The organism is Bradyrhizobium sp. LjRoot220 (genome assembly GCF_964252915.1).
In the GTDB taxonomy this organism is placed as follows: domain Bacteria; phylum Pseudomonadota; class Alphaproteobacteria; order Rhizobiales; family Xanthobacteraceae; genus Bradyrhizobium.
On record NZ_CAXUPS020000001.1, the window covers coordinates 1,426,230 to 1,447,338 of the forward strand.

Below are 21,109 nucleotides of genomic sequence, written 5' to 3' on the forward strand. Positions count from 1 at the left end.
TCCGGCAGCCTCGGCGCCCTGTTGATGGGGACGCCATCAGCTGTTGCGTCCAAGCGGTTGCGCGTGCTTCACATCCGGCTCAATCTGCCGGCAAACTGACCATGTCCGGACGTCGCCATAAACAAAAGCTCGGGACCGGGAACGCGGGAGAGTACATGTCGTCTTATTCTGAGGATCTGCATTCCGCGGCACTGGCGTACCATCGGCTGCCGCGACCCGGTAAACTCGAAATTCAGGCCACCAAGCCGCTCGCCAACCAGCGCGATCTGGCGCTGGCCTATTCGCCGGGGGTCGCCGCCGCCTGTACCGAAATCGCCAATAATCCCGCCGAAGCCGCCTCGCTCACCGCCCGTGCCAACCTGGTCGCCGTGGTCTCCAACGGGACGGCCGTGCTCGGCCTCGGCAATATCGGCCCGCTGGCGTCGAAGCCGGTCATGGAGGGCAAGGCGGTCCTGTTCAAGAAATTCGCCGGGATCGACGTTTTCGACATCGAGATCGCGGCCGACACCATCGAGCGCGTGGTCGAGACGGTGGCGGCGCTGGAGCCGACCTTCGGCGGCATCAATCTGGAGGACATCAAGGGTCCGGAGTGTTTCGAGATCGAGGCGCAGCTCAAGGCGCGGATGAAGATCCCGGTATTTCACGACGACCAGCATGGCACCGCCATCATCGTCGCCGCCGCGATCACCAACGCGCTGCTGCTCAACGGCAAGAAGCTCGCCGACGTCAAGATCGTCTGCTCCGGCGCGGGGGCTGCCGCGATCGCCTGCCTTAATCTGCTGGTGTCGCTCGGCGCGCAACACAAGAACATCTGGGTCTGCGACATCGACGGCGTCGTGCACGAGGGCCGCAACACGCTGATGGACCGCTGGAAGGCGGTCTATGCGCAGAAGACCAGCGCGCGCGTGCTCGCCGACGTGATCGGCGGCGCCGATATTTTCCTCGGGCTATCCGCGCCCAACGTGTTGAAGCCGGAAATGGTCAAGGCGATGGCGGATCAGCCGCTGGTGATGGCGCTGGCCAATCCGAACCCGGAGATCATGCCGGACGAGGCGCGCAAAGCGCGTCCCGACGCGATGATCTGCACCGGGCGAAGCGACTTCCCGAACCAGGTCAACAACGTCCTGTGCTTTCCCTTCATATTCCGCGGCGCGCTCGACGTCGGCGCCACCGGGATCAACGAGGAGATGAAGCATGCCGCGGTGGATGCCATCGCGCAGCTCGCGCGCGATCCGCCGTCGGACGCGGTGGCGCAGGGTTTTGACAGTGGCGAAGCGCAGGGCTTTGGCACCGGCTCGCTGATCCCGAGCCCGTTCGATCCGCGCCTGATCCTGCGCATCGCGCCGGCGGTCGCTAAGGCCGCGATGGATTCCGGCGTGGCGACCCGGCCGATCAAGAATTTCGACGAATATACCGCGTTGCTGGAGCGCTTTGCGTTCCGCTCCGGCCTCGTCATGAAGCCGGTGTTTGCCAAGGCGAAATCCCAGCCGGTGCGCGTGATCTATGCCGAGGGCGAGGACGAGCGCGTGCTTCGTGCCACCCAGGTCGTGCTGGAAGAGAAACTGGCGCGGCCGATCCTGGTCGGGCGCCCCTCGGTGGTCGAAGCCCGGATCGCTCGGTTCGGACTTTCGATCAAGGCCGGGCAGGATTTCGACCTCGTCAATCCCGAGGACGATCCGCGCTATCGCTCTTACGTCCAGACCTATATCGACGTCGCCGGAAGGCGCGGTGTCACGCCCGAGGCCGCGCGCACCGTGGTTCGCACCAACGCCACCGTGATCGCCGCCCTCGCGGTGGTTCGCGGCGAGGCCGATGCCATGATCTGCGGCGTCGAGGGCCGCTATATGAGCCACCTGCGCCATGTTCGGGAAATCGTCGGCTTCCTGCCGGGCGTCAGTGATTTCGCGGCACTGTCGATGATGATCACCAGCAAGGGCTCATACTTTATTGCGGATACGCAAGTGCGCCCCAATCCGAGCGCCGGGGAGCTCGCGGAAGTGGCGTCGCTGGCGGCGATCCACGTCCAGCGCTTCAACATGAAGCCCCGCGTCGCGTTTGTGTCACATTCCGACTTTGGCAGCTATGACACCGACTCCTCGCGCAAGATGCGCCTCGCCACCGCGCTGCTGAAGGAAAAGCATCCGGAGATCGAGGCCGACGGCGAAATGCAGGGCGATACCGCGCTATCGGCGGCCGCGCGCAAGCTCGTGCTGCCGCATTCGAATCTGGAAGGCGACGCCAACATTCTGATCATGCCGAACCTCGACACCGCCAACGTCGCCTACCAGATGATCAAGGCGCTGGCGGATGCGCTGCCGGTAGGCCCGATCCTGATCGGCCCGGCGCGCCCCGCGCATATCCTTACCCCGGGGGTGACCGCGCGCGGCATTCTCAACATGACAGCGGTTGCCGCCGTCGAGGCCCAGGAGCGCGCCGGCCGCGTGCAACCGACCCTGTTCGGCTAATTGATATCAGCGGGCTTCCAGCGCGGATGGTTTCAATTTGATCGTTTGAAAAGCACAGGCTAAACGCTCATAATCGCCTTGCGCGACCGCTTGTGCCGTTGCATTGCCACCCAGTGAGGCCGACCCATGCCAGCGTTCTTTACCTTCGGGCGAGTTTTGTTCGCCGTGCTCTTCATCTACACGGGAGCGACCAAGCTCTTCGGCATCCAGCAGACGGCGGATTTCATCGCCTCCAAGGTGACCATTCCCACGCTGATCGCGCCCTATACTTCGCAGCTTGAAACCATGACGGGCATGTCGACGCCGCAATTGCTGGCGATGTCGGTCGGCGGGTTCGAGATCATCGCCGGGCTGATGATCGCGGTCAATTTCGGCGCGCGGTTCTTTGCGATCCTTTTGATTTTCTTCGTTCTGACAACCACCTTCTATTTCCACGATTTCTGGAATCAAGCGTCGCCCGAGAACGACAAGACGCTGATCGAGGCGTTGAAGAATCTGTCGATCATCGGCGCCCTGTTCATGATTGCGGGCTACGGCCGCGGACCGCGATCGTCGGAACCGGCCTACGACGTCTAGCGGGAGATTTGCTCAGCTCCGCCGCCACGGCGTCACGGCGACGTCGTCCGCCGGGTCGAGCATCTGCGACGGGCCGGCGCGCAATCCGTGCGATGCCAGGACCTGCTGCGGCGAGCGGGCGGGTACGCCGGGGAAGCAGGGCTCGCCGTCCGGCAGCCGCACGTGCGGGGCCTGTGACAGCCAGAACACGTCGTAGCGGTTCATGAACATGCCGAACACATAGGGGCCGCCGATCACGGCGACCCCGCCGGCGCGTATCCCGGTCTGCTCGCAGACAGCCTCAAAGGTGGCGCCCGCCGGATTCCACAGCGTGGCGTTGGGATTGGAGGGATCCGGAGTGATCGCGCGAACTTTACGGGTGAGGATGACGCGCTTGCGCCGCGGCGAGTTCGGCTGGTCTTCGTAGGAATTGCGGCCGTGCACGATCAGGTCGGCGCGGTCGAGGGCGGAGGTGAAGAACTGCTTGTCTCCCTCGAACTTCAAACTGTCAGGCATGACATTGCTGGCGTTCGCCAGCATGCCGTCCGCCGAGACGATAACATAGCCTTCGATGCGCAGCGCCGGCATGGACTTGGTCGCGGTGTCGAAGCCGATTATTCCGAGATCGTCTGTACGACGCTGGAAACCGGGCGGGAGCTTACCGTCGGCAGCTTGGCTTCCTTCAGCAGATCTTCGTCAGATTGCGGGAGGGTCTGCACCGGCGCCTTGGCGCGCATCGCAACGACCTTGTAGCCGCCGGCCTTCAGCTTCTTCAGGAGCTCGGGCAGGGCCTCCGCGGTGTGCTTCTGGAAGTCGTGCATCAGGATGATGCCCTTGCCGAGCTTATCGACCTTGCGCATCACATTATCGATGATGGTCTGGGCCTTGCTCGCCTTGAAGTCGAAGGAGTCGAGGTCGCAGGAGAAGATCGCAATGTTGCGGGTGCCGAGATAGGTGACGATTTCCGGCGGATGCTGCAGCGCCGGGAAGCGGAAGAACGGCGCCGGCGAAGTGCCGCCGAGCGCCCACTTGACCGCGCTAAAACCTTTTTCGATCTCGTCCTTGCGCTGCTGCTCGGTCAGCTTCTTGTTGACCAGGGCGGCGTGCGACCAGGTGTGCGAACCGACCGCGTGGCCGGCCGCGTAGACCTGCTTGAGAATTTCCGGATAGTAGGTGGCGTGCTTGCCGATCGGGAAGAAGATGCCGGTGGTGCATTCTTCCGCGAGGGTCTTCAGCACTGACGGTGTATTCACCGGCCACGGACCGTCATCGAACGTCAGTACGACTTCCTTGTCGCGCAGGAAGTCCAGATCCTTGAAATGCTCGAAGCCGAAGCCGGGACCACCAGTCGTGTCGATCTCAACGGTGCGGCCGACGCCGAGTGCGTTCGGGTTGGTACATGGGGGGCGGGTCGGGGCGGCCGCGGCCTTCGGCGCAGGCGCTGCGGGCGCTGGCGCGGCTTGGGGCGTAGCCGCGCCCTTGGCCGGTGGTGTTTGCGACCATGCCGCGCTCGAGGTCAACAACGAAACCGCGCCTGCAAAGATCAACCCTGCCGCAATACGCATCTTGTTTTCCTTAAATGATCGCGCTTCCGGACCCGGCTTTGCCGTCGTCCGGCCGCTTCCCGCCCCAACGCACAATAGCCTAGCTGCAGCGACTTAGCCAAGGCAACGGCTGTCACTCAGGGCAGCGGATTTGTCGCCGAACCGGTTAATTCAGAGGATTATTTCCGCTGTTTCGACGCATTCCCCGCCAGCGACGCGCTAGCCGCTTCGTTCGGAAACGCCTTGTGCGAGCGCCCGTGCAATCGCGGTCTTCACCCGCGTATCCGAGGGATCGACGGATTCCGGGAAGACTTCGGCGATGTAGCCGTCGCGGCCGATCAGGTATTTATGGAAGTTCCAGCGCGGAACATCCTTCGGCCGCGCCTCCGCCGCCCATTTGTAGAATGGATGCGCGTTCGGCCCTTTCACGACGGCTTTGGCTGATATCGGGAAGGTGACGCCATAGTGATGCTGCGCGGTTGCCGCGATTTCGGTCGCGCCGCCCGGTTCCTGCCCGCCGAAATCGTTCGAGGGAACGCCGACGATCATCAGGCCGCGCTCGCTGAACTGCGTCCACAATTCCTGCAGCCCCTTGTATTGCGGCGTGAAGCCACAGAGCGAGGCGGTGTTGACGATCAGGAGAGGACGGCCGGCATATTCGGAAAGTCTGATATCGCCGCCGGCCAATCCGCCAAACGAAAACGCGTAAGCGGTGATCCGGCTCATGCCGCCCTGCGCGTTGGCGATTCGCGCCGAGCCCATGTTCGCAATGGCGGCCAGCGTTGCCGTCATCAGGGTTCTGCGGTCGATCATGGCCGGCCTCGCGCGAGATTCATCGGCGCAAACTATAGCCGAGCCGGCGGACCGGCGCCGCTCAACAAGCCGTTATGTCGCGCTCTTTACTGGAGCATGATCTCGGCGCAAACGCTGCGCGTTTGTCGCGGGAAAACCGGTATCCACTTTTCCGGATCATGCTCTAGCGCAGCGGAACGATGAAATCGGTGCCTTCGCCGGTTTCGCCCGTGTTGATGCCGTGATCGGACACCACGATTGAACCGCCCGTGGTCAGCGCCTCGGCGATGCGCGCCATCGCTTCCGGCGGCACGGTGATGCGGTCCAGCGCTTCGGCCGGGCTGTTCGGCGCCGGTGCCGGCCTGGCCTCGGCGGGGGCTCCGCCGGCAACCTTGCGCCGGCGCGAGGCGCGTTCGTCTTCTTCCTTGAGGGCCGCGTTGCGGGCGGTCACCGGCAGCGACACCACCGACCAGCGCAGGAGATTGGGATCGTTCTTGTCGGCTTCCGCCGTGAACACGTGGGTGCCGAGCATCCGCTCGCTCGGTGCGATCGTCACCGGCACGTCGAACAACGGCGCGAAATTCTGCCGCACATAAAGTTTGCTATCCTTGCGGCTGACGAACACCGCGATCTGCCCGGTGCGCTTTTGTTCTGGTTTCGCAGCGGGCTTCTCGACGCCTGGCAGGCGCGACGAATCCTTTTTCACGTCGGGCGCCACGGCAGGCGCATCGGCGATCGCCTTGACGGGCTCCGCCGGTTTCTCGGCGGCCTTCGGCGCTTCAGCTGTCGGGGTCTCGACCTTGGGCGCATTCGCCTTGAGCGTCCCGGTGTTCACCTCATCCGACTTCACCGCGTCCGATTTCACGTCAGCCGATTTGGTCTCAAGCCGGGCCGCTTCGGACTTGGCTAGTTCAGGTTTGGCTTCGTCAGCCGGTGCTTCAACCCTTGCCTCGACAGTCTTGTCGTCGGCCTTCGTGCCGTCGCCGGTCTCGATCGATTTGACCTCGGCCGTTGCAGCTTCCGACGGTTTGGCGTCAGACGATGCCACTTCGGCCGGCTTGCTGTCGGAGGACGCGGCTTCGCGGGACATCCTGCCTGCGGAGGGCGATGCATCGGACATCGTGGCCGCGGCATTGGCCGCCGGCATGGCTCCGCTGGCATCCGCCGTGTGGGTTCGTTCGCGCAACGGCGTCCGATCGGGGCTGCCGTGACCGACGGTCGATCGCAGATCCAGGCTCGCCACCGAGCGCGCGGGCTTGACCGCGGATCCAGCGTCCGCGCCCTTGTCGGATTTCACCGCCGGCGCGTCCGACATCGGCTCGTCGGCGACGACGGGTTGCGGCACGACCTTTTGCGCCATCAACAGCGGATGCGAGAAACTCGAGGGCGTCATCTCGCCGGGCGTGACGATGACGCGCGCGCCCATCTTGGTCCAATTCCACATCTTTGCCGCGAAGGCCATCGGCAAACGGATGCAGCCGTGCGACGCCGGATAGCCGGGCAGGACGCCGGCATGCATCGCGACACCGGACCAGGTGATGCGCTGCATAAAGGGCATCGGCGCGCCGCTGTAGATGTTGGAGTGATGCATCTTGTGCTTCTGGATGATGCTGAACACGCCCATCGGGGTCGGATGGCTCTTCGTACCGGTCGACACCGGACTTTCCGCAAACAATCCGTTGGCGTCGTAGACCCTGACCTTCTGCTGGTTGATCGAGATCGCAATGATCAGGGGTCCCTGCGGCTTGGCGCTGATTACCTTTTCAGCGGCGACCATCGCCTTCGAGGGCTTGCGGGCGCGCTGTTTGCGCGGCTGGGCGGGCGGTGCCGGCCGATAGTAGCTGGGATCGGAATCCTGCCAGTAATACAGGGCAGCGTCGGCGTGGGACGAGGCGCCGATGGTGCCTGCTGCAACCAGAATCGCTACCTGCCAAAATCGCTGGCTTGCACTGCTTACGCTCGTACCATTCAAACCAAAAAACCGATGTCCGCTCACGTGCAAAATCCCCGAGTCCAGATTTTCGAATCCAATGTGCCGATAATCATTTGTTGTCGCAGACACGAAAAACGTTCACCAGCGTAAGCCCTCTAAACCCGCGCTTTTCGCTCTAAGCGTAGCAAAAAAGCCTCACATTCCGTTAAACGCGGGCTCCCCGCCGCCGCCCTCAGCCTTCCTGTGCGGCATTTGAGCATTACATAGCCGGTGAGCCCTTCAGCGGAGATAGAAATGACATTCAAGGCCATCCGTAAGTGTAAAAAGTCATGGAGCAATTTGGTCTTGAGTGTGTCGTTGGCGGTGGTGGCCATAATGGCGTGGCAGGCCGGCCCGGCCTATGCCGCTGACGAGCCGGATCTGATCTTCCGTCGCTCCACCGTGTTCAAATGGTTGAGCCCAAATGACAAGCTTGCGACTTATGGCGTCGATGACCCCGAGGTCGATGGCGTGGCCTGCCACTTCACGGTGCCGGAGAGGGGCGGTTTCAAGGGCTGGCTCGGGCTTGCCGAGGAGGTTTCGGATATTTCGCTGGCCTGCCGCCAGATCGGTCCGATCCGATTCAAGGGCAAGATGTCCCAGGGCGACGACATGTTTCGCCAGCGCCGCTCGATGTTCTTCAAGAAAATGCAGATCGTTCGCGGCTGCGATCCCAAGCGGAACGTGCTGGTCTACATGGTGTATTCGGACAGGCTGATCGAGGGATCACCCAAGAATTCGACGTCCTCGGTGCCGGTCATGCCCTGGGGCGCCGCCGACGCCGCGGTGCAGAAATGTGGCGAGTTCGTCCAATAGCCCGATGCGGTTGGCCGGGCCAAGCAGCCGTGGCCCGGGGCCTACCGCTTCAGCGGGGTGGGATATGGGCGGACCTCTGAGCCGTCCTTGATTCTGGGGTCTCTGGCCTTGGGCTCGTGGCAGCCCACCAGCCGCACGAATTTTTGCGGCGAGCATTGATTGTCGCCCATGACCGGAGCGCGTTGCTGCGACATCGCACCAGCCATCTGTTGCTGGCCGGATCTGCGGGGCGGGTTCGTATTGCCAACACCGATGTTGCCATTGCCCACGACGGCTATCCTTTGTTGGATTGTGAAAGACGATAACGCCGAACCAACAGGAAAAGTTGCACGGGTGTTTGCTTGTGTTGCGCGGACCGCCGCTTCGGTTCACGCCTGAGTTTGCTGCGCTGCGGCCTATTCAGCAGACAATGATTAAGAACTTGCGACGGCACATTCGAACCCGCTGACAGCAACGGGCGTCTCACCTCCACGTGATGAATGGAGACGTCCGGTGCGAGTTCTCAGCTGCATAATTGCCCTGGTTGTCGTCCTGACCGGCCCTTCGCTGGCCGGCAGCGCTGATCGCGACATGCCCGGGGTAGGGACCTTTACCTATTGCGGGTCACCGGTGGTGACGCCTGAGCCCGACCTGGCCGCGGTCGAGAGCGAGTAAGGCCGGTAGCGCTTCAGGGCGGGCGGTTGCGTGCATGCACAAAATCGCGAAAACAACCCCATGCACAGTAAGGATGTGCTTGATCCCGTTGGGCTTTTGCAGATCGCCGAACGCCCTCGTTGGGGATGTCGTCGATAAAGTCACATGATTGAAATCATTGGGCTTTTATCCGGCAATGTTTCATCCCGGCCGGGCGACGACACAATTCTCCCCGGCGATGAAACCATTTTCCGCTTTTGGCGCAGATATCCGGAAACAGCCGCTGGTTATCACTCTGCCAACGAAACGGCGGGGACGCCGGCACCAAAACCGGAGACAGTCAAATGCGGACCATCAGCTTCATGCTCGCCTTCGCCTTCATCCTGGCCGGTCCCTCGATCGCTGGCTCGTCGGATCAAGGCTTGCCCGGTATCGGCACCTTCTCCTACAACGGCGCACCGGTGACGACCTCGGCTCCCCAGCCGGTCGTGGTCGCTTCTGTCAACTAATCGCAGCGAACGGTTCGCCAGACAATTTGCCGGTAAAGGCTCCGCATGTTTGTACGCTTTGGTTCCGCCGCGATTTTGGTTTCCTGCCTGCTGGGCGCTCCGGCCCAGGCCCAAACCCAGCTAACGGCGCAGCTGCGATTGCAGCAGGGGCCGATCGGCTCGATGTTCAAACTGCCCGATCCCCGCGGTGAGTTCGTGCGGCAGTGCGCGCCCCACATGGTGGGACGCTGGGCGCATCCCGAAACCGTTTGCAGTTGTCTGCACGATTATGCCGCCGCAACCGTCGAGGATAACGACCTGCGCGAAGCCTTGCTGCGCGGCATCAGCGAGACCGGTGTGCCCACGATCGAGACCGATTGGGTGCCGCCATCGAAGCAGTCCGAAATCGGCCCGACCTTCACCAAGATCGCCAAGCCGACGCTGCAATGCATGTTCGAGCCGTCATCGAACTAATTCGCACCCAGGTTCACGCATCCAACACGACCACCAGCTAACGCCGGTCCCGATGCCGTCATGGGCTCGACACGCCGTGTGTGGCAATCTTGTTCGATGATCTCCGGGATCGACGCGATTGCGTTCACCCCATGCGCGGGAGTCAGCGGATGCATCAGGCACGAAATTTTCTCGCCTGTTTCCTTGCATGCTTTCTTGTCGTTCTGGCAGTCCCGGCCTTTGCCGCCCCGGACGAGGAGCTGCTCGGCAAGGACAAGGGCTATCCGGTCGGCACCCGCGCCAACTGGTTCTTCGACGAGGGCGTGCGGGTTGGATCGTTCAGTCGTGTTGACGAGATATTTCCATACAACAGGCTAGGCAAAGCCGAATCTCCGTTGCCGTTTGCCGCGGCCGGCGGCGAAACGAAGCTCGGCTACCGCTTCGAAAACCAGAGCTGGACGCTCGACGATTTTCTCAGCCACCAGCGCGTCACGGGGCTGCTGGTCATCAAGGACGGCGCGGTCCTGTTCGAGCGCTACCAGTACGATCGCAAGCCGGCGGATCGGTTCATCTCGCATTCGATGGCCAAATCCATCGTTAGCCTGGCGGTCGGGATGGCGCTCGCGGAAGGCCGGATCGCCTCCCTGGATGATCTGGTTTCGAAGTACGTGCCCAGGCTTGCCGGCAGTTCCTATGGCGAGACCACCATACGCAATGCTCTGCGGATGTCGTCCGGCGTGCGGTTCAGTGAAATCTACGACGGCAAGGACGACGTGACGCGGTTCGTGATTGCCCGCAGGCGCGACGGATCGATATCAGCGTTGCGCGAATTCGAGACCCGCGAAGCCGAGCAGGGCACCCGGTTTCACTATGCCTCCAGCGAGACCGTTCTGCTGGCTGTGCTGCTCCGCGAGGTCACCGGCACCACGCTCAGCCAATATCTGACCACGCGGCTGTGGCAGCCGATGGGTGCGGAAGCCGACGCGACCTGGACCACGACGACGGACGGCACCGAAGCCGCATTAGGAAATTTCAATGCGACGCTGCGCGACTACGGGCGTCTGGGAATGCTGCTGGCCAATGATGGCGCGGTCGGCGGCAAGCAGATCGTGCCGAAAGACTATCTGCTGGACGCCACCGACTGGCGCCGTCAACCGCCGGCATTCGCGCCGAGGAAGGCCACGAATTATTTCGGATACGGCTATCAGTTCTGGCTTTTCCCCGGCGAGAAGCGAAGGTTTGCCTTGCTCGGCGTTTACGGCCAGTCGATCTTCGTCGATCCCGAGCTGAAGCTCGTCATGGTGGTCACGGCCGCAGCCAAGAACGCCAATGTCGGAAAGGAATCGTTTGCCTTCGAGCGCGGCGCGGTTTGGCGCGGGATCGTCGACACATACGGCAGCTGGTAAGGTTCGCGCTTCAGCATCCGCGTCATGCATGGAAAGCACAATGGCCGTTCGCTTGTGCCCGCGGAAACCGGCCGTCGGCGGTGAACCGTTGCAGCGCGGCCCGCGACGAACCGTCGTCGCGAACGGCGGCGCGTGCCGCGCCGATCGCGTGACCGATTGAGGTTGCCCATGCCGATCGTCAGAATCCTCCTGATCCTCCTCGCGCTCGCTTCGCCGGCGCTCGCGCAGGACGGCGCGCGCCATGCGGCCGCCGCGCGCGAGGCCGCGGAGTCCTTCCGGGTTTATGTCGAGGCGGTGGCGAAAAAGGGCGGGAGGCCAGACCTGACCCGGCCGGAGATCGCCCTGCTGCTCGACCGCGTCTTCGATCTTGACGCCTTGAATGCGTTGCCGCCCGCGCGGGCGAGCGACCTTTCCTGGGAGCTCGACTGGAACGATGCCGCTAACGCGGTCAATAAATTGTTCACCCGCTACGGCTCGAAGCCGGGGCCGGAGCCCGATTTGAAAGCGCTCCAGCGCAACATGACCGAGTACGCGGACCAGTACGCGAAGGCGATGAATTTCATGATCCGCGGCCAGGCGCGCCAGGCGGTTTCGAGCAAACTGTTCATGGCGGAGCTGGCGCCGGAGCAGCGCACGCGCGTGCGCGAGAAGGGGTTTGCGGGCGCGCGCAGCAGCGCGGCCGAGTTTATCCTGGCTGCCATCTGCTCGATGATCGAGAGCAGCGGCAAGCCCGCCAACGACCGTCTGGTGGCGGCCGCCATCCGCGACACAAGCGAGGTCTGGGCGGGCTATTTCCTGCCGCAGGATCGGGCGCGAGTGCTCGCGCTGCTCACCGATCTTCAAAAGCGGGTGCCGGACGAGGCGGCGCGTATCGATGTCGTCGCCTTCACGGTCGCCCTTCGTGAATCGATCTGAGGCTCGCAGCTTTTGCCGGAGCGGATAGCAGGGCTGCGCTTGCGAGATGCGCTGACCTTAGGACGGCGGCAGTTGAACCCCGGCAGGGTTGGCGAAGTGACATGTTGCTGTCCGAATTCATAAAAGACCTCCTGTGGGCGGGGGCACATTCCGTGTTCATGAAGGTGGGCACTTGGCTCGATAAGAAAATCGAGGGGCCTACGGTGAAGGTCGCCATAGGCATGGTTCTCGGGCTTGCATCAATTTGCTTCGTTGCAATTGTTTCCGGATTGCTAGGCGTCTGAATGAAGAAAAAACTTATCATCGCAATGGCGATCGGCGCGGTTATCTCGTTGGTACTTCTGGCTATACCAAGCGCAAGCGGCTGGTCAGGCTTAAAACTTCCAGGCCTGACCGCAGCGATCGTTTTCTGGGGAATAGTAGGGGAGTCTGCCTGGGGCGTCGCTGTGGCGTGGGTTGTGAATGCAGTCGTCTACGGCGCGGGCGCCTTCTTCGTTCTCAAGTCTTTCAACCGAGCCGCTGCCACGTAAACAAGCCGCTTGCTGGATACAACTTCCCGATTCAAGCTTCACTGGACGGCCAGGGCGGGATGCCTTTAGGTTGATTCAGCGCGCTTGTTATCCCCGCGCAACGGCCTCGCCGTCATCCCCGGACGAACGCACTTGCGTTCGCTCGGGAGGTGCGAGCGCAGCGAGCCTCGAAGGATGGGTCACGGGCCGTACTCATCCTTCGAGGCGCGCAAGAGCGCGCACCTCAGGATGACGGCGGACAGTGCGAGCGCGACGCCCCGATCTAACGTCATCACGCTCCAGGGCGTGCAAACGCAATAGCCTGAAAGCAGGCCCATACTCCTGTTGCCGTCGTCGGTATGAACCTCTGTGGCCACTGAAGACATAAAGGGCGCGTATGTCGCGGATGAACCGCGACGGAGGCATTTGTGATGAAGGCCATGAAAGTATCGATCTGTGCTGCGGTCACCGCGCTGGCCCTGAGCTTGTCGGCCATCGCGCCATCCTGCGCCGGGCAGGATGAGGCAAGCCGTCTCAACCAGGAATCCAAGGAACTCTATCGGGTCGGAAAGTACGCGGCAGCGCTTCCGCTGGCCCAGCAGTTGCTGGCCATTCGCGAGAAGGAGTTTGGTCCCGATGGTGCGATGGTCGCGCTGCTCGCCGAACTTTCCAGGCAGGTGCCGGATGCGACGGCGCTTGCCTATCTCACCGCCTTCACCGCCGCGCTTCAAGCGGTGAATTGATCTGAAGTCTTGCAGCCTGCGCAGCCACGGCGTCGGGTTGTCCGCCGACGGCGCTCTGTGCCCGCCTTGGGTCCGGGCTGTGGGAAGAGGCGATTGAGCCTCGGACGCTCAGAATTGCTTGCTCAATTACCGCTACCAGCAGCATCTACCAGTGCGATTGGTTTCAGCAACGATCATGAGTCAGGCGCTCGCGTCGAATGACTTAGTCGAGGCGATGGACTTTTGGTTCATTCTTCTCAAGGGCGACCAAACGCCGCTCTGGAACTACCGATTGTGCATATTTCCCATACAGCTAACGTGTATTTTGCGGCCGGAGTTCTGAGGTGCTGCCGGTTGCGCAATTTTTGACGAAAGGATGCCTACATGTTGACGAAACGCGAACTTCTTCGTTCCGCCGCGTTAGCTGCAATCACCGCCACGACGGCGAAGTCCATCCCGGCGCTCGCTCAAACTGGCGTCAGCCCGGCCGACGCACGCGCCATCGCCAAGGAGGCTTATATCTATGGCTTCCCAATGGTGGACAGTTACCGAATTCAGCATGCCTATTTCGTAGACTCGAAGAACCCCGAATACAAAGCGCCTTGGAACCACCTCGTCAACACCCCGCGAGTCTACACGCCCGCCGACACGGCAATCCAGACACCAAACTCGGATACGCCTTACTCTTGGCTCGGCGCGGACCTGCGTGCCGAGCCGCTTGTGCTCACCGTACCGGTGATCGAGAAGGACCGGTACTTCAGCATCCAGTTCATCGACGCATACACCTTCAACTTTGCTTATGTCGGCAGCCGCACAACCGGGAACGATGGCGGCAGCTTCCTGGTCGCGGGCCCGAACTGGAAAGGCGAAAAGCCAGCCGGGGTGAAGGAAGTGATCCGCTCCGAGACAGACTTCATCTGGGCTGCCTATCGCACGCAGCTTTTCAATCCGGCGGACATCGACAATGTCAAGAAAGTTCAAGCTGGCTACAAGGTGGAGCCGCTGTCGGCGTTTCTTGGCAAGGCCGCCCCCCCTGCCGCTCCGGCGGTCAATTTCATCAAGCCGTTGACGCCGACCGACGAGAGGAGGTCGCCCGAATTCTTCAACATCATGAGTTTCATTCTTCAGTTCTGCCCGACCGATCCGTCCGAGACCGAACTGATGGCACGTTTCGCCAAACTCGACATTGGAGCCGGGAAGACGCTGGATATCAACAAGCTATCGCCTGAAATGAAGACCGCCATAGAGCAAGGTATGGCGGACGCTTGGGCTGCACTTGCGGAATTGGAGAAACAGAAGATTGACACGGGTCAAGTCACTTCCGGCGACCTCTTCGGAACGCGCGCGTATCTGAAGAACAATTACCTCTACCGGATGGCGGCTGCAGCTATGGGCATCGGAGGCAATTCGAAGCAGGAGGCGATGTATCCTGTCTATGCCATCGATGCCGCCGGACAGAAGCTCGATGGCGCCAGCAAGTACACCCTGCATTTCGCGCCCGGGCGGCTTCCACCCGTCAACGCCTTCTGGTCATTGACCATGTATGAGTTGCCCCAGAGCCTGCTCGTCGCCAACCCGATTAACCGCTACTTGATCAATTCACCGATGCTGCCGCAGTTGGTGAAGAACGCTGATGGCGGCCTGACGCTCTATATCCAGAACGAGTCGCCGGGTAAGGACAAGGAGCCAAACTGGCTGCCAGCGCCTAAAGGTCCCTTCATCGCTTTCATGCGTCTCTATTGGCCAAAGGAAGCGGCGCTCGATGGCACATGGAAGCATCCGCCGATGACGAAAACATCGTAGGAATGCTGCTTGCAAAGTCGGTTCTGGGTCAATTTCGGAAGCCAGTCTCGCGTTGACGAAGTCCGCTCCGCCTGTGAACGGAAATCATCAGGCCGGTGGGCTTGGTCCGAAAGCTGTCATCAACAGGCATGCCCAGCTTCGGCCATCGAGGTTCGCGCTACTTCCAACAGCCTTTAGCGACTATCGCGGTTTATAGGAGTACACGCCTTACCGCCTCTGCTTCGTGCCCAGGCGCGGAATGCATTTGCTGGTACGAAGCACGCCTGATGTTGTCATCTGCGAGCCCAGGACCTCCTTGATCTGTCCCGCCGGGCATGACCCATCGTCGACCAGGATGCGCTGACCCAGCCGCAGTTCCACGATGTCCCGTTCGTTTGCGACCTGAAGGGCGGCGGCGGGCGAGGCGAGCAGACACAAGATCAGGCTGGCAAGGGTGGGGGCCGTCACGGTTTTCATGATTGCCAAACTGGCCTCCTTCACTTGCTCTGGATTTTCAGCCCGTCGGGGCCGACATTGATCTGCACGCCCTCGGGCTGTTTTTTGGCTTGATAGAGGTTGTAGCCGAGCACGCCGACGGCAACGGCCAGCACGCCGATAATGAGATACAGGACGTTGCGGTTGCCGGGCATCCGGTGTCTCCGTCGCGATGACTGTTCGCGCATTTAGCGCATGCAGCGGCGATTCTCATAGGACAGGATGTCAGCCAGCCGATCGTGATCGCAGCGACGCAGGTTTCCGCGATTTGCCGATCCCAGTTCCGCGAACGTCGGTTTTGCGATTGGCTCGCAATGCCGCCAGCGACGCCTTTGCCAGTTTTTCGGCGGACGCCTTCAGCTGCGGAATCGGGTGGCCGGAAAACCCCAGCACAAATCCCGGCAATGGCCGCGCGCGGCTATAGGTGTCCGCCAGCAGCCAGCCTTCGACGCCGCTTTCTGTCTTTGCCTGCGCCGCCGCCAGCAAATCGACTGACGGATCAAACCGCGCCACCAGATGCAGACCCTGCGACGGCACCGGGACGGACAGGCGGCCTTCCGATGCATTTGTCAGCGTCGATGCCAGCACGTCGCGGGCCTCGCGGTAGAGCCCGCGCACCCGCCGCAGATTGGCGGCGAACGCGCCGGAGTTCAGCATGTCGGCGACCGCGCCTTCCAGCAACGTGCCGGGAAAGCGGTCGAGCGCCGCGCGCGCTGTCGTCACCGGTCCGATCAGCGTCTCGGGCAGCGCGCAGTAGCCGATGCGCAATCCCGGAAACAACGTCTTGGCGAACGTTCCGATGTAGATGACGCGGCGCAAATGATCGATGCCGGCAAGCGACAGCAATGGCGCACCGTCATACCGGAATTCGCTGTCGTAATCGTCTTCCAGCACGAAGGCATCGGCGTCCTTGGCCCAATCGAGCAGTTCGAGCCGGCGGCTCATCGACATCTGCACCCCCAGCGGAAACTGGTGCGACGGCGTCACATAGGCCGCATGCGCCGATGGCGCGAGCGTGCGGCCTTTGGCGACGATGATGCCTGATGCGTCGACCGGCACCGGCACCGGACGGTAGCCGCAGTGCTCGATGGCGCGCCGCGCGGCGGGATAACCGGGGTCCTCGCACCAGACCTGATCGGCCGGCTTGAGAATGGCACTCAGCACGATCCGCAAGGCGTGTTGGGTTCCCGAGGCCAGCATGATCTGGTCCGGATCGCAGCGCAGCCCGCGTGCCGATAACAGATGATCGGCGATCGCGGTGCGAAGCTCGCGGCTGCCTCGGGGATCGCCATAGTGGAGGTGATCGGTCCCGAAGGCGCGCATCCGCCGCCCGACAAAGGACCGGAAGCGCTGCAGCGCGCGGCTATCGATATGCGTGCAGCCGAGCGACAGCGTGCCCTGCGGCGGCGCCTCGACGACGATTTGGGTTTTGCTGCCGCCGCTCGCTTGCGCAGGGATCCGCGCAGCGACAAACGTGCCCGAGCCGACGACGGCGACCGCAAAGCCGTCTGATATCAGCCGCTCATAGGCCGTCGTGACGGCGTTGCGGCGAAACCCGGTCTGGCTTGCCAGCGTTCGCGATGGCGGCAGCGGCTCGCCGGGTTTTGCGATTCCGCTGACGATGGCGTGGCAAAGCGCCTGGTAGAGCCGGTGCGGCGAGGAGGCCCGCGCGGTCACATGCGGCCCGGCAAGGTCGAGCGGCAGTTCGGCCTTGCGCAACGTCGCCTGGGAATTGGTCGGAATTTTTCGCATGGAATTGGCACTATCGCAGACCAAATTCGCCGCTACAACTGTCCTCATCATTCATCGATCTGGACAGGAACCGCCGTGACCGTCAGCGAAATCGACCATTCGTATCCCGTGTCGCCGCGCAACCGGGTGAAGCGCCTGCACGAGCGCGGCCGCTACGATCACGCGACGGTCCACGGCCTGCTCGACGCTTCGATGCTGTGCCATGTCTCCTATGTGATCGACGGCCAGCCCTATTGCACGCCGACGTTCTTCTGGCGGGAAGGCTCAAAACTGTACTGGCACGGCAGCAGCGCCAGCCGCATGCTCGAAAACCAGTCGAACGGGCAGAAGGTGTGTCTGACGGTCGCCCATCTCGACAGCCTGGTGCTGGCAAGGTGCGGCTTCAACCATTCGGCGGACTACCGCGCCGTGATGGCCTTCGGCACCGCTTATCTCGTCACCGACCCGGATGAGAAGGCGCGCGCGCTGGTCGCGATGGTCGACCGGTTCTTTCCCGATCGCACCGCCTCCTTGCGGCAGAGCACCAAACAGGAAATCAAGGCGAGCGCCGTCATTGCGATGGAGATCGAACAGGCGTCGGCCAAGATCCGCACCAAGGGCGTCGCCGACGACGACGAGGACTATGCGTTGCCGGTCTATGCCGAGCGCATTCCGGTGCGTACCGTGATCGGTGCTCCGGAACCTTGTCCGCGGCTTTTGGACGGTGTCAAACGGCCGCAATCGTTGCGTGCCTATTCGGAAGGCCGTCTGCTCGATGACGCCTTGCGGGAGACCCATCGACTGCATTACCCCGGTGGCTGAGATCGGCTAGGTTGCCGGTTCTCATCACCCGCCAGAATGCCGATTGGAGCCGCCGCATGACCACCGATACGCAACAAAGAATCCTCGATGCCGTCGATGCCGGCTTTGATGCGCAGCTTGCGACCACAAGCGATTTTGTCGCGATCCCCTCGACCCGCGGCGCCGAGGGGCCGTGCCAGGACATGATCGGCGATCTCCTGCGTGCGCGGGGCTACGAAGTCGACGACTGGCATATCGACGTCGGGGATTTGAAGGATCTGCGCGGCTTTGGGCCGATCGAGCATGATTTCTCCAAGGCGCGCACCGTGGTCGGCACCTACCGTCCGCCGAGCAATGGCGGCAAATCGCTGATCCTGCAGGGACACTGCGACGTCGTGCCGGCCGGGCCGCTCGACATGTGGGAGACGCCGCCGTTCTCGCCCGTGATCAAGGACGGCAGGATGTATGGCCGCGGCGCCTGCGACATGAAGTCGGGCACCATCGGCGCGCTCTATGCGCTGGATGCGATCAAGGCGGCGGGGCTGCGGCCGACCGCGCGGATTCACTTCCAGTCCGTGATCGAGGAAGAGAGTACCGGCGTCGGCGCGCTGTCGACCCTGCAGCGCGGTTACCGGGCGGACGCCTGCTTCATTCCCGAGCCGACCAACGGCAAGATGGTGCGCTCGCAGGTCGGCGTGATCTGGTTTCGCTTACGAGTGCGCGGCATTCCCGTGCATGTGGCGCACGCAGGCTCCGGCTCGAATGCGATCATGGCCGCCTATCATCTGGTTCAGGCGATCGGCAAGCTCGAGGCCGAATGGAATGAGCGCGCCAAGGCCGATCCGCATTTCAAGACGCTGACGCACCCGATCAACTTCAACCCCGGCATCATCAAGGGCGGCGACTGGGCCTCCAGCGTGCCGGCGTGGTGCGACGTCGATTGCCGCATCGCCGTGCTGCCGGGCTGGTCGATCGCCGATTGCCAGAAGGAGATTCTGGCCTGTGTCTCCGCGGCCTCGCGCGACCACCGCTTCCTTTCCAACAATCCGCCCGAGGTGCAATGGTCGGGCTTCCTGTCGGAAGGCTATGAGCTGAAGGATTCGGCCGCACCTGAAGCTGCGTTCGGCAAGGCGTTTGGCGCGGTCTATGGCGGCAAGGTCGAGGACCTCGTCTTCACCGCGCTGACGGACACGCGGTTCTACGGCCTGAACTACAACATCCCGAGCCTGTGCTTCGGCGCCAGTGGTGCTGCGATCCACGGTTTCAATGAATATGTCGACCTGGAGTCGCTGCGGAAATCGACCAAGGCCACGGCGTTGTTCATCGCCGAATGGTGCGGGGTGGAGAAGGTTTAGCCGCCGTTCACAGCAAACTCCGCCGTCATCCTGAGGTGCCGTCGCGCTTGCGACGGCCTCGAAGGATGGCTACGACCACCGATGCTGCTCATCCTTCGAGGCTCGCAAGGGCTCGCACCTCAGGATGACGAGTTCGCCTCCGGCCACAACGCCTTCACGATCGCATCCAGTCCATCCGTCAGCGCGGCCGGTCCCGGCTGCAGGATCAACGGCGATTTGATCTCGACGATGCGGTTGTCGCGCACCGCCGGGATATCGCTCCAGCCCGGGCGCTGCCTGATCCGCTCGGGCACGACCTTCTTGCCGCACCATGAGGCCAGGATCACGTCCGGTGCGGTGTCGCGCACCGTATCCGCCGAAATGATCCGGTCCTTGGCGGCCTGCTGAAAGCGCAGTTTCGGCAATACGTCCTCGCCGCCGGCGATCTCGATCAGTTCGGAGACCCAGCCGATGCCGCTGATGATCGGATCGTCCCACTCCTCGAAATAAACCTTGGGCTTCGGCGAGGGCCGGGGCGTCGATGCGATGCTGGCGAGGCGTTGCTCAAAGCTGGTGGCAAGCTGCTCGGCACTATCGGCGGCGCCGACCAGCGCGCCGAGCGTGCGGATCATCGCCAAAATGCCCGCGATGTCGCGCTGGTTGAAAACATGAATCGCGACGCCGGCACGCACGATGTCGGCGACGATATCGGCCTGCAGGTCAGAGAAGGCGAGCACGAGATCCGGCTGCAGCGCCAAAATCTTTGGAATGTCCGCAGAGATGAAGGCCGATACCCGCGGTTTCTCGCGGCGCACTTGCGGCGGCCGCACCGCATAGCCGGAGACGCCGACGATGCGGTCCTGCTCACCGAGCAGATACAGCGTCTCGACGGTCTCTTCGGTCAGGCAGACGATCCGGCGGGGCGGGAACTGGCGCATCGGGGACATATGCCGAATTACCGGCGCCTTGTCACGGCGCCATTACCTCTGAGGTCATTGCCTGATTTACCTGGCTCCGCCATGCTTCCTCGCGGAATCGCTTGAGGGAAGTACCGGAGGATCTATGACGCTGCTTGAAAAAATCCAATCGATGAAGATGCCGTTTGCGGAATTGAAGGGCGTCACTTTTGTCGAGGCCGACAAGGACCGCGTGGTCGCCAGGATGCTGGTGCGGCCGGAACTCTGCACGCTGCGCAGCACGATTCACGGTGGCGCGGTGATGGCATTGGCGGATTCGGTCGGCGCGGCCGCGACTGTGATCAACCTGCCCGAGGATGCCAAGGGCACCACCACGATCGAGAGCAAGACCAATTTCATCGGCGGCGCCAAGGAAGGCAGCACGGTGATTGCGACCGCGACCCCGATTCATCGCGGGCGACGCACCCAGGTCTGGCAGACCCGGCTGGAAACCGAGGACGGCAAGCTGGTCGCGATCGTCACCCAGACTCAGATGGTGCTGTAGGCGCGCGGGCGGTGCCTGTTCGTACCGATCGCGTCATCCCCGGGATGAACGCAATAGCGTTCACCCGTAGGTGCGCTCGGCGGCGCAATTGCGCCGCTGGCTTGCGCGCCTCGAAGGATGCGAAGCGCCCGTGGCCCATCCTTCGAGGCTCGCCCAGCGGTGCAAGTGCACCGCAAGGCTCGCACCTCAGGATGACGGCGAGGCCGTTGCGCACGGATAACGAGCGCGCTGATTC

Annotated in this window: 24 protein-coding genes; 15 read left to right on the top strand and 9 right to left on the bottom strand. The window is 62.6% G+C overall.

The window, feature by feature from the left end; all coding sequences use genetic code 11:
* Positions 1-155: 155 nt before the first annotated feature.
* Positions 156-2,465: an NADP-dependent malic enzyme gene (locus ACSQ84_RS06160; RefSeq protein WP_436210727.1), complete on the top strand. Its 2,310-nt coding sequence runs from the start codon at positions 156-158 to the stop codon at positions 2,463-2,465.
* A gap of 126 nt (positions 2,466-2,591) precedes the next feature.
* Positions 2,592-3,041 (top strand): DoxX family protein, encoded by a 450-nt coding sequence (locus ACSQ84_RS06165; RefSeq protein WP_436210728.1) that lies wholly within the window; start codon positions 2,592-2,594, stop codon positions 3,039-3,041.
* 12 nt (positions 3,042-3,053) lie between these two features.
* On the opposite strand, the gene ACSQ84_RS06170 is transcribed toward ACSQ84_RS06165, so the two are convergent.
* The 4 genes from ACSQ84_RS06170 to ACSQ84_RS06185 all read right to left on the bottom strand — a co-directional run bounded on the left by ACSQ84_RS06170 (position 3,054) and on the right by ACSQ84_RS06185 (position 7,328).
* On the bottom strand, positions 3,054-3,608 hold the full coding sequence (locus ACSQ84_RS06170; protein ID WP_436210729.1) for a dihydrofolate reductase: 555 nt from the start codon (positions 3,606-3,608) through the stop codon (positions 3,054-3,056).
* Between the two features lie 26 nt (positions 3,609-3,634).
* Positions 3,635-4,585 (bottom strand): polysaccharide deacetylase family protein, encoded by a 951-nt coding sequence (locus tag ACSQ84_RS06175; RefSeq protein ID WP_436210730.1) that lies wholly within the window; start codon positions 4,583-4,585, stop codon positions 3,635-3,637.
* A 198-nt stretch (positions 4,586-4,783) separates the two neighbouring features.
* A complete protein-coding gene (locus tag ACSQ84_RS06180; protein WP_436210731.1) occupies positions 4,784-5,377 on the bottom strand; it encodes a glutathione peroxidase in 594 nt (197 codons plus the stop codon).
* A 163-nt stretch (positions 5,378-5,540) separates the two neighbouring features.
* A complete protein-coding gene (locus ACSQ84_RS06185; RefSeq protein ID WP_436210732.1) occupies positions 5,541-7,328 on the bottom strand; it encodes a L,D-transpeptidase family protein in 1,788 nt (595 codons plus the stop codon).
* A 336-nt stretch (positions 7,329-7,664) separates the two neighbouring features.
* On the opposite strand from ACSQ84_RS06185, the gene ACSQ84_RS06190 reads away from it, so the two are divergent.
* Positions 7,665-8,144: a CreA family protein gene (locus tag ACSQ84_RS06190; protein WP_436211190.1), complete on the top strand. Its 480-nt coding sequence runs from the start codon at positions 7,665-7,667 to the stop codon at positions 8,142-8,144.
* A 41-nt stretch (positions 8,145-8,185) separates the two neighbouring features.
* Here the strand turns inward: ACSQ84_RS06190 and ACSQ84_RS06195 are convergent, their stop codons facing one another.
* Positions 8,186-8,413: a hypothetical protein gene (locus tag ACSQ84_RS06195; RefSeq protein ID WP_436210733.1), complete on the bottom strand. Its 228-nt coding sequence runs from the start codon at positions 8,411-8,413 to the stop codon at positions 8,186-8,188.
* 223 nt (positions 8,414-8,636) lie between these two features.
* Here ACSQ84_RS06195 and ACSQ84_RS06200 point away from each other — a divergent pair, with 223 nt between their 5' ends.
* From ACSQ84_RS06200 to ACSQ84_RS06240, 9 genes are all read left to right on the top strand, one after another.
* A complete protein-coding gene (locus ACSQ84_RS06200; RefSeq protein ID WP_436210734.1) occupies positions 8,637-8,798 on the top strand; it encodes a hypothetical protein in 162 nt (53 codons plus the stop codon).
* Between the two features lie 323 nt (positions 8,799-9,121).
* Positions 9,122-9,286 (top strand): hypothetical protein, encoded by a 165-nt coding sequence (locus ACSQ84_RS06205; RefSeq protein ID WP_436210735.1) that lies wholly within the window; start codon positions 9,122-9,124, stop codon positions 9,284-9,286.
* Positions 9,287-9,331: 45 nt separating this feature from the next.
* Positions 9,332-9,739 carry a hypothetical protein gene (locus ACSQ84_RS06210; RefSeq protein ID WP_436210736.1) on the top strand — a complete coding sequence of 136 codons (408 nt, stop codon included), beginning with the start codon at positions 9,332-9,334 and terminating at the stop codon, positions 9,737-9,739.
* 149 nt (positions 9,740-9,888) lie between these two features.
* Positions 9,889-11,124 (top strand): serine hydrolase domain-containing protein, encoded by a 1,236-nt coding sequence (locus tag ACSQ84_RS06215; RefSeq protein ID WP_436210737.1) that lies wholly within the window; start codon positions 9,889-9,891, stop codon positions 11,122-11,124.
* Between the two features lie 168 nt (positions 11,125-11,292).
* A complete protein-coding gene (locus ACSQ84_RS06220; RefSeq protein ID WP_436210738.1) occupies positions 11,293-12,039 on the top strand; it encodes a hypothetical protein in 747 nt (248 codons plus the stop codon).
* Positions 12,040-12,140: 101 nt separating this feature from the next.
* Positions 12,141-12,323, top strand: coding sequence for a hypothetical protein (locus ACSQ84_RS06225; RefSeq protein ID WP_436210739.1), 183 nt, complete (start codon positions 12,141-12,143; stop codon positions 12,321-12,323).
* Entirely contained in the window at positions 12,324-12,569 is a 246-nt protein-coding gene (locus ACSQ84_RS06230) for a hypothetical protein (protein WP_436210740.1), read from the top strand. It abuts the gene before it with no gap.
* Positions 12,570-12,979: 410 nt separating this feature from the next.
* Positions 12,980-13,291, top strand: coding sequence for a hypothetical protein (locus tag ACSQ84_RS06235; RefSeq protein ID WP_436210741.1), 312 nt, complete (start codon positions 12,980-12,982; stop codon positions 13,289-13,291).
* A gap of 363 nt (positions 13,292-13,654) precedes the next feature.
* Positions 13,655-15,073 carry a DUF1254 domain-containing protein gene (locus ACSQ84_RS06240; RefSeq protein ID WP_436210742.1) on the top strand — a complete coding sequence of 473 codons (1,419 nt, stop codon included), beginning with the start codon at positions 13,655-13,657 and terminating at the stop codon, positions 15,071-15,073.
* A gap of 207 nt (positions 15,074-15,280) precedes the next feature.
* Here the strand turns inward: ACSQ84_RS06240 and ACSQ84_RS06245 are convergent, their stop codons facing one another.
* The 3 genes from ACSQ84_RS06245 to ACSQ84_RS06255 all read right to left on the bottom strand — a co-directional run bounded on the left by ACSQ84_RS06245 (position 15,281) and on the right by ACSQ84_RS06255 (position 17,299).
* On the bottom strand, positions 15,281-15,529 hold the full coding sequence (locus tag ACSQ84_RS06245; protein ID WP_436211191.1) for a DUF6719 family protein: 249 nt from the start codon (positions 15,527-15,529) through the stop codon (positions 15,281-15,283).
* Positions 15,530-15,549: 20 nt separating this feature from the next.
* Positions 15,550-15,702: a hypothetical protein gene (locus tag ACSQ84_RS06250; protein ID WP_436210743.1), complete on the bottom strand. Its 153-nt coding sequence runs from the start codon at positions 15,700-15,702 to the stop codon at positions 15,550-15,552.
* 70 nt (positions 15,703-15,772) lie between these two features.
* On the bottom strand, positions 15,773-17,299 hold the full coding sequence (locus ACSQ84_RS06255) for a PLP-dependent aminotransferase family protein (protein ID WP_436210744.1): 1,527 nt from the start codon (positions 17,297-17,299) through the stop codon (positions 15,773-15,775).
* Positions 17,300-17,374: 75 nt separating this feature from the next.
* Between ACSQ84_RS06255 and ACSQ84_RS06260 the strand changes: the two genes are divergently transcribed.
* A complete protein-coding gene (locus tag ACSQ84_RS06260; RefSeq protein WP_436210745.1) occupies positions 17,375-18,100 on the top strand; it encodes a pyridoxamine 5'-phosphate oxidase family protein in 726 nt (241 codons plus the stop codon).
* 56 nt (positions 18,101-18,156) lie between these two features.
* Positions 18,157-19,434 carry an ArgE/DapE family deacylase gene (locus ACSQ84_RS06265; protein ID WP_436210746.1) on the top strand — a complete coding sequence of 426 codons (1,278 nt, stop codon included), beginning with the start codon at positions 18,157-18,159 and terminating at the stop codon, positions 19,432-19,434.
* A gap of 119 nt (positions 19,435-19,553) precedes the next feature.
* Here the strand turns inward: ACSQ84_RS06265 and ACSQ84_RS06270 are convergent, their stop codons facing one another.
* Positions 19,554-20,351, bottom strand: coding sequence for a cobalamin-binding protein (locus tag ACSQ84_RS06270; protein ID WP_436210747.1), 798 nt, complete (start codon positions 20,349-20,351; stop codon positions 19,554-19,556).
* A 124-nt stretch (positions 20,352-20,475) separates the two neighbouring features.
* Between ACSQ84_RS06270 and ACSQ84_RS06275 the strand changes: the two genes are divergently transcribed.
* Entirely contained in the window at positions 20,476-20,874 is a 399-nt protein-coding gene (locus tag ACSQ84_RS06275) for a PaaI family thioesterase (protein ID WP_436210748.1), read from the top strand.
* The last annotated feature ends 235 nt before the right edge of the window (positions 20,875-21,109 follow it).

Bases quoted from the DNA above. Each gene is read 5' to 3' on its own strand.
- ACSQ84_RS06160 (WP_436210727.1), top strand. From the start codon at position 156: ATGTCGTCTTATTCTGAGGATCTGCATTCCGCGGCACTGGCGTACCAT.
- ACSQ84_RS06165 (WP_436210728.1), top strand. From the start codon at position 2,592: ATGCCAGCGTTCTTTACCTTCGGGCGAGTTTTGTTCGCCGTGCTCTTC.
- ACSQ84_RS06170 (WP_436210729.1), bottom strand. From the start codon at position 3,608: ATGCCGGCGCTGCGCATCGAAGGCTATGTTATCGTCTCGGCGGACGGC.
- ACSQ84_RS06175 (WP_436210730.1), bottom strand. From the start codon at position 4,585: ATGCGTATTGCGGCAGGGTTGATCTTTGCAGGCGCGGTTTCGTTGTTG.
- ACSQ84_RS06180 (WP_436210731.1), bottom strand. From the start codon at position 5,377: ATGATCGACCGCAGAACCCTGATGACGGCAACGCTGGCCGCCATTGCG.
- ACSQ84_RS06190 (WP_436211190.1), top strand. From the start codon at position 7,665: ATGGCGTGGCAGGCCGGCCCGGCCTATGCCGCTGACGAGCCGGATCTG.
- ACSQ84_RS06205 (WP_436210735.1), top strand. From the start codon at position 9,122: ATGCGGACCATCAGCTTCATGCTCGCCTTCGCCTTCATCCTGGCCGGT.
- ACSQ84_RS06210 (WP_436210736.1), top strand. From the start codon at position 9,332: ATGTTTGTACGCTTTGGTTCCGCCGCGATTTTGGTTTCCTGCCTGCTG.
- ACSQ84_RS06215 (WP_436210737.1), top strand. From the start codon at position 9,889: ATGCATCAGGCACGAAATTTTCTCGCCTGTTTCCTTGCATGCTTTCTT.
- ACSQ84_RS06220 (WP_436210738.1), top strand. From the start codon at position 11,293: ATGCCGATCGTCAGAATCCTCCTGATCCTCCTCGCGCTCGCTTCGCCG.
- ACSQ84_RS06225 (WP_436210739.1), top strand. From the start codon at position 12,141: ATGTTGCTGTCCGAATTCATAAAAGACCTCCTGTGGGCGGGGGCACAT.
- ACSQ84_RS06230 (WP_436210740.1), top strand. From the start codon at position 12,324: ATGAAGAAAAAACTTATCATCGCAATGGCGATCGGCGCGGTTATCTCG.
- ACSQ84_RS06235 (WP_436210741.1), top strand. From the start codon at position 12,980: ATGAAGGCCATGAAAGTATCGATCTGTGCTGCGGTCACCGCGCTGGCC.
- ACSQ84_RS06240 (WP_436210742.1), top strand. From the start codon at position 13,655: ATGTTGACGAAACGCGAACTTCTTCGTTCCGCCGCGTTAGCTGCAATC.
- ACSQ84_RS06245 (WP_436211191.1), bottom strand. From the start codon at position 15,529: ATGAAAACCGTGACGGCCCCCACCCTTGCCAGCCTGATCTTGTGTCTG.
- ACSQ84_RS06250 (WP_436210743.1), bottom strand. From the start codon at position 15,702: ATGCCCGGCAACCGCAACGTCCTGTATCTCATTATCGGCGTGCTGGCC.
- ACSQ84_RS06255 (WP_436210744.1), bottom strand. From the start codon at position 17,299: ATGCGAAAAATTCCGACCAATTCCCAGGCGACGTTGCGCAAGGCCGAA.
- ACSQ84_RS06265 (WP_436210746.1), top strand. From the start codon at position 18,157: ATGACCACCGATACGCAACAAAGAATCCTCGATGCCGTCGATGCCGGC.
- ACSQ84_RS06270 (WP_436210747.1), bottom strand. From the start codon at position 20,351: ATGCGCCAGTTCCCGCCCCGCCGGATCGTCTGCCTGACCGAAGAGACC.
- ACSQ84_RS06275 (WP_436210748.1), top strand. From the start codon at position 20,476: ATGACGCTGCTTGAAAAAATCCAATCGATGAAGATGCCGTTTGCGGAA.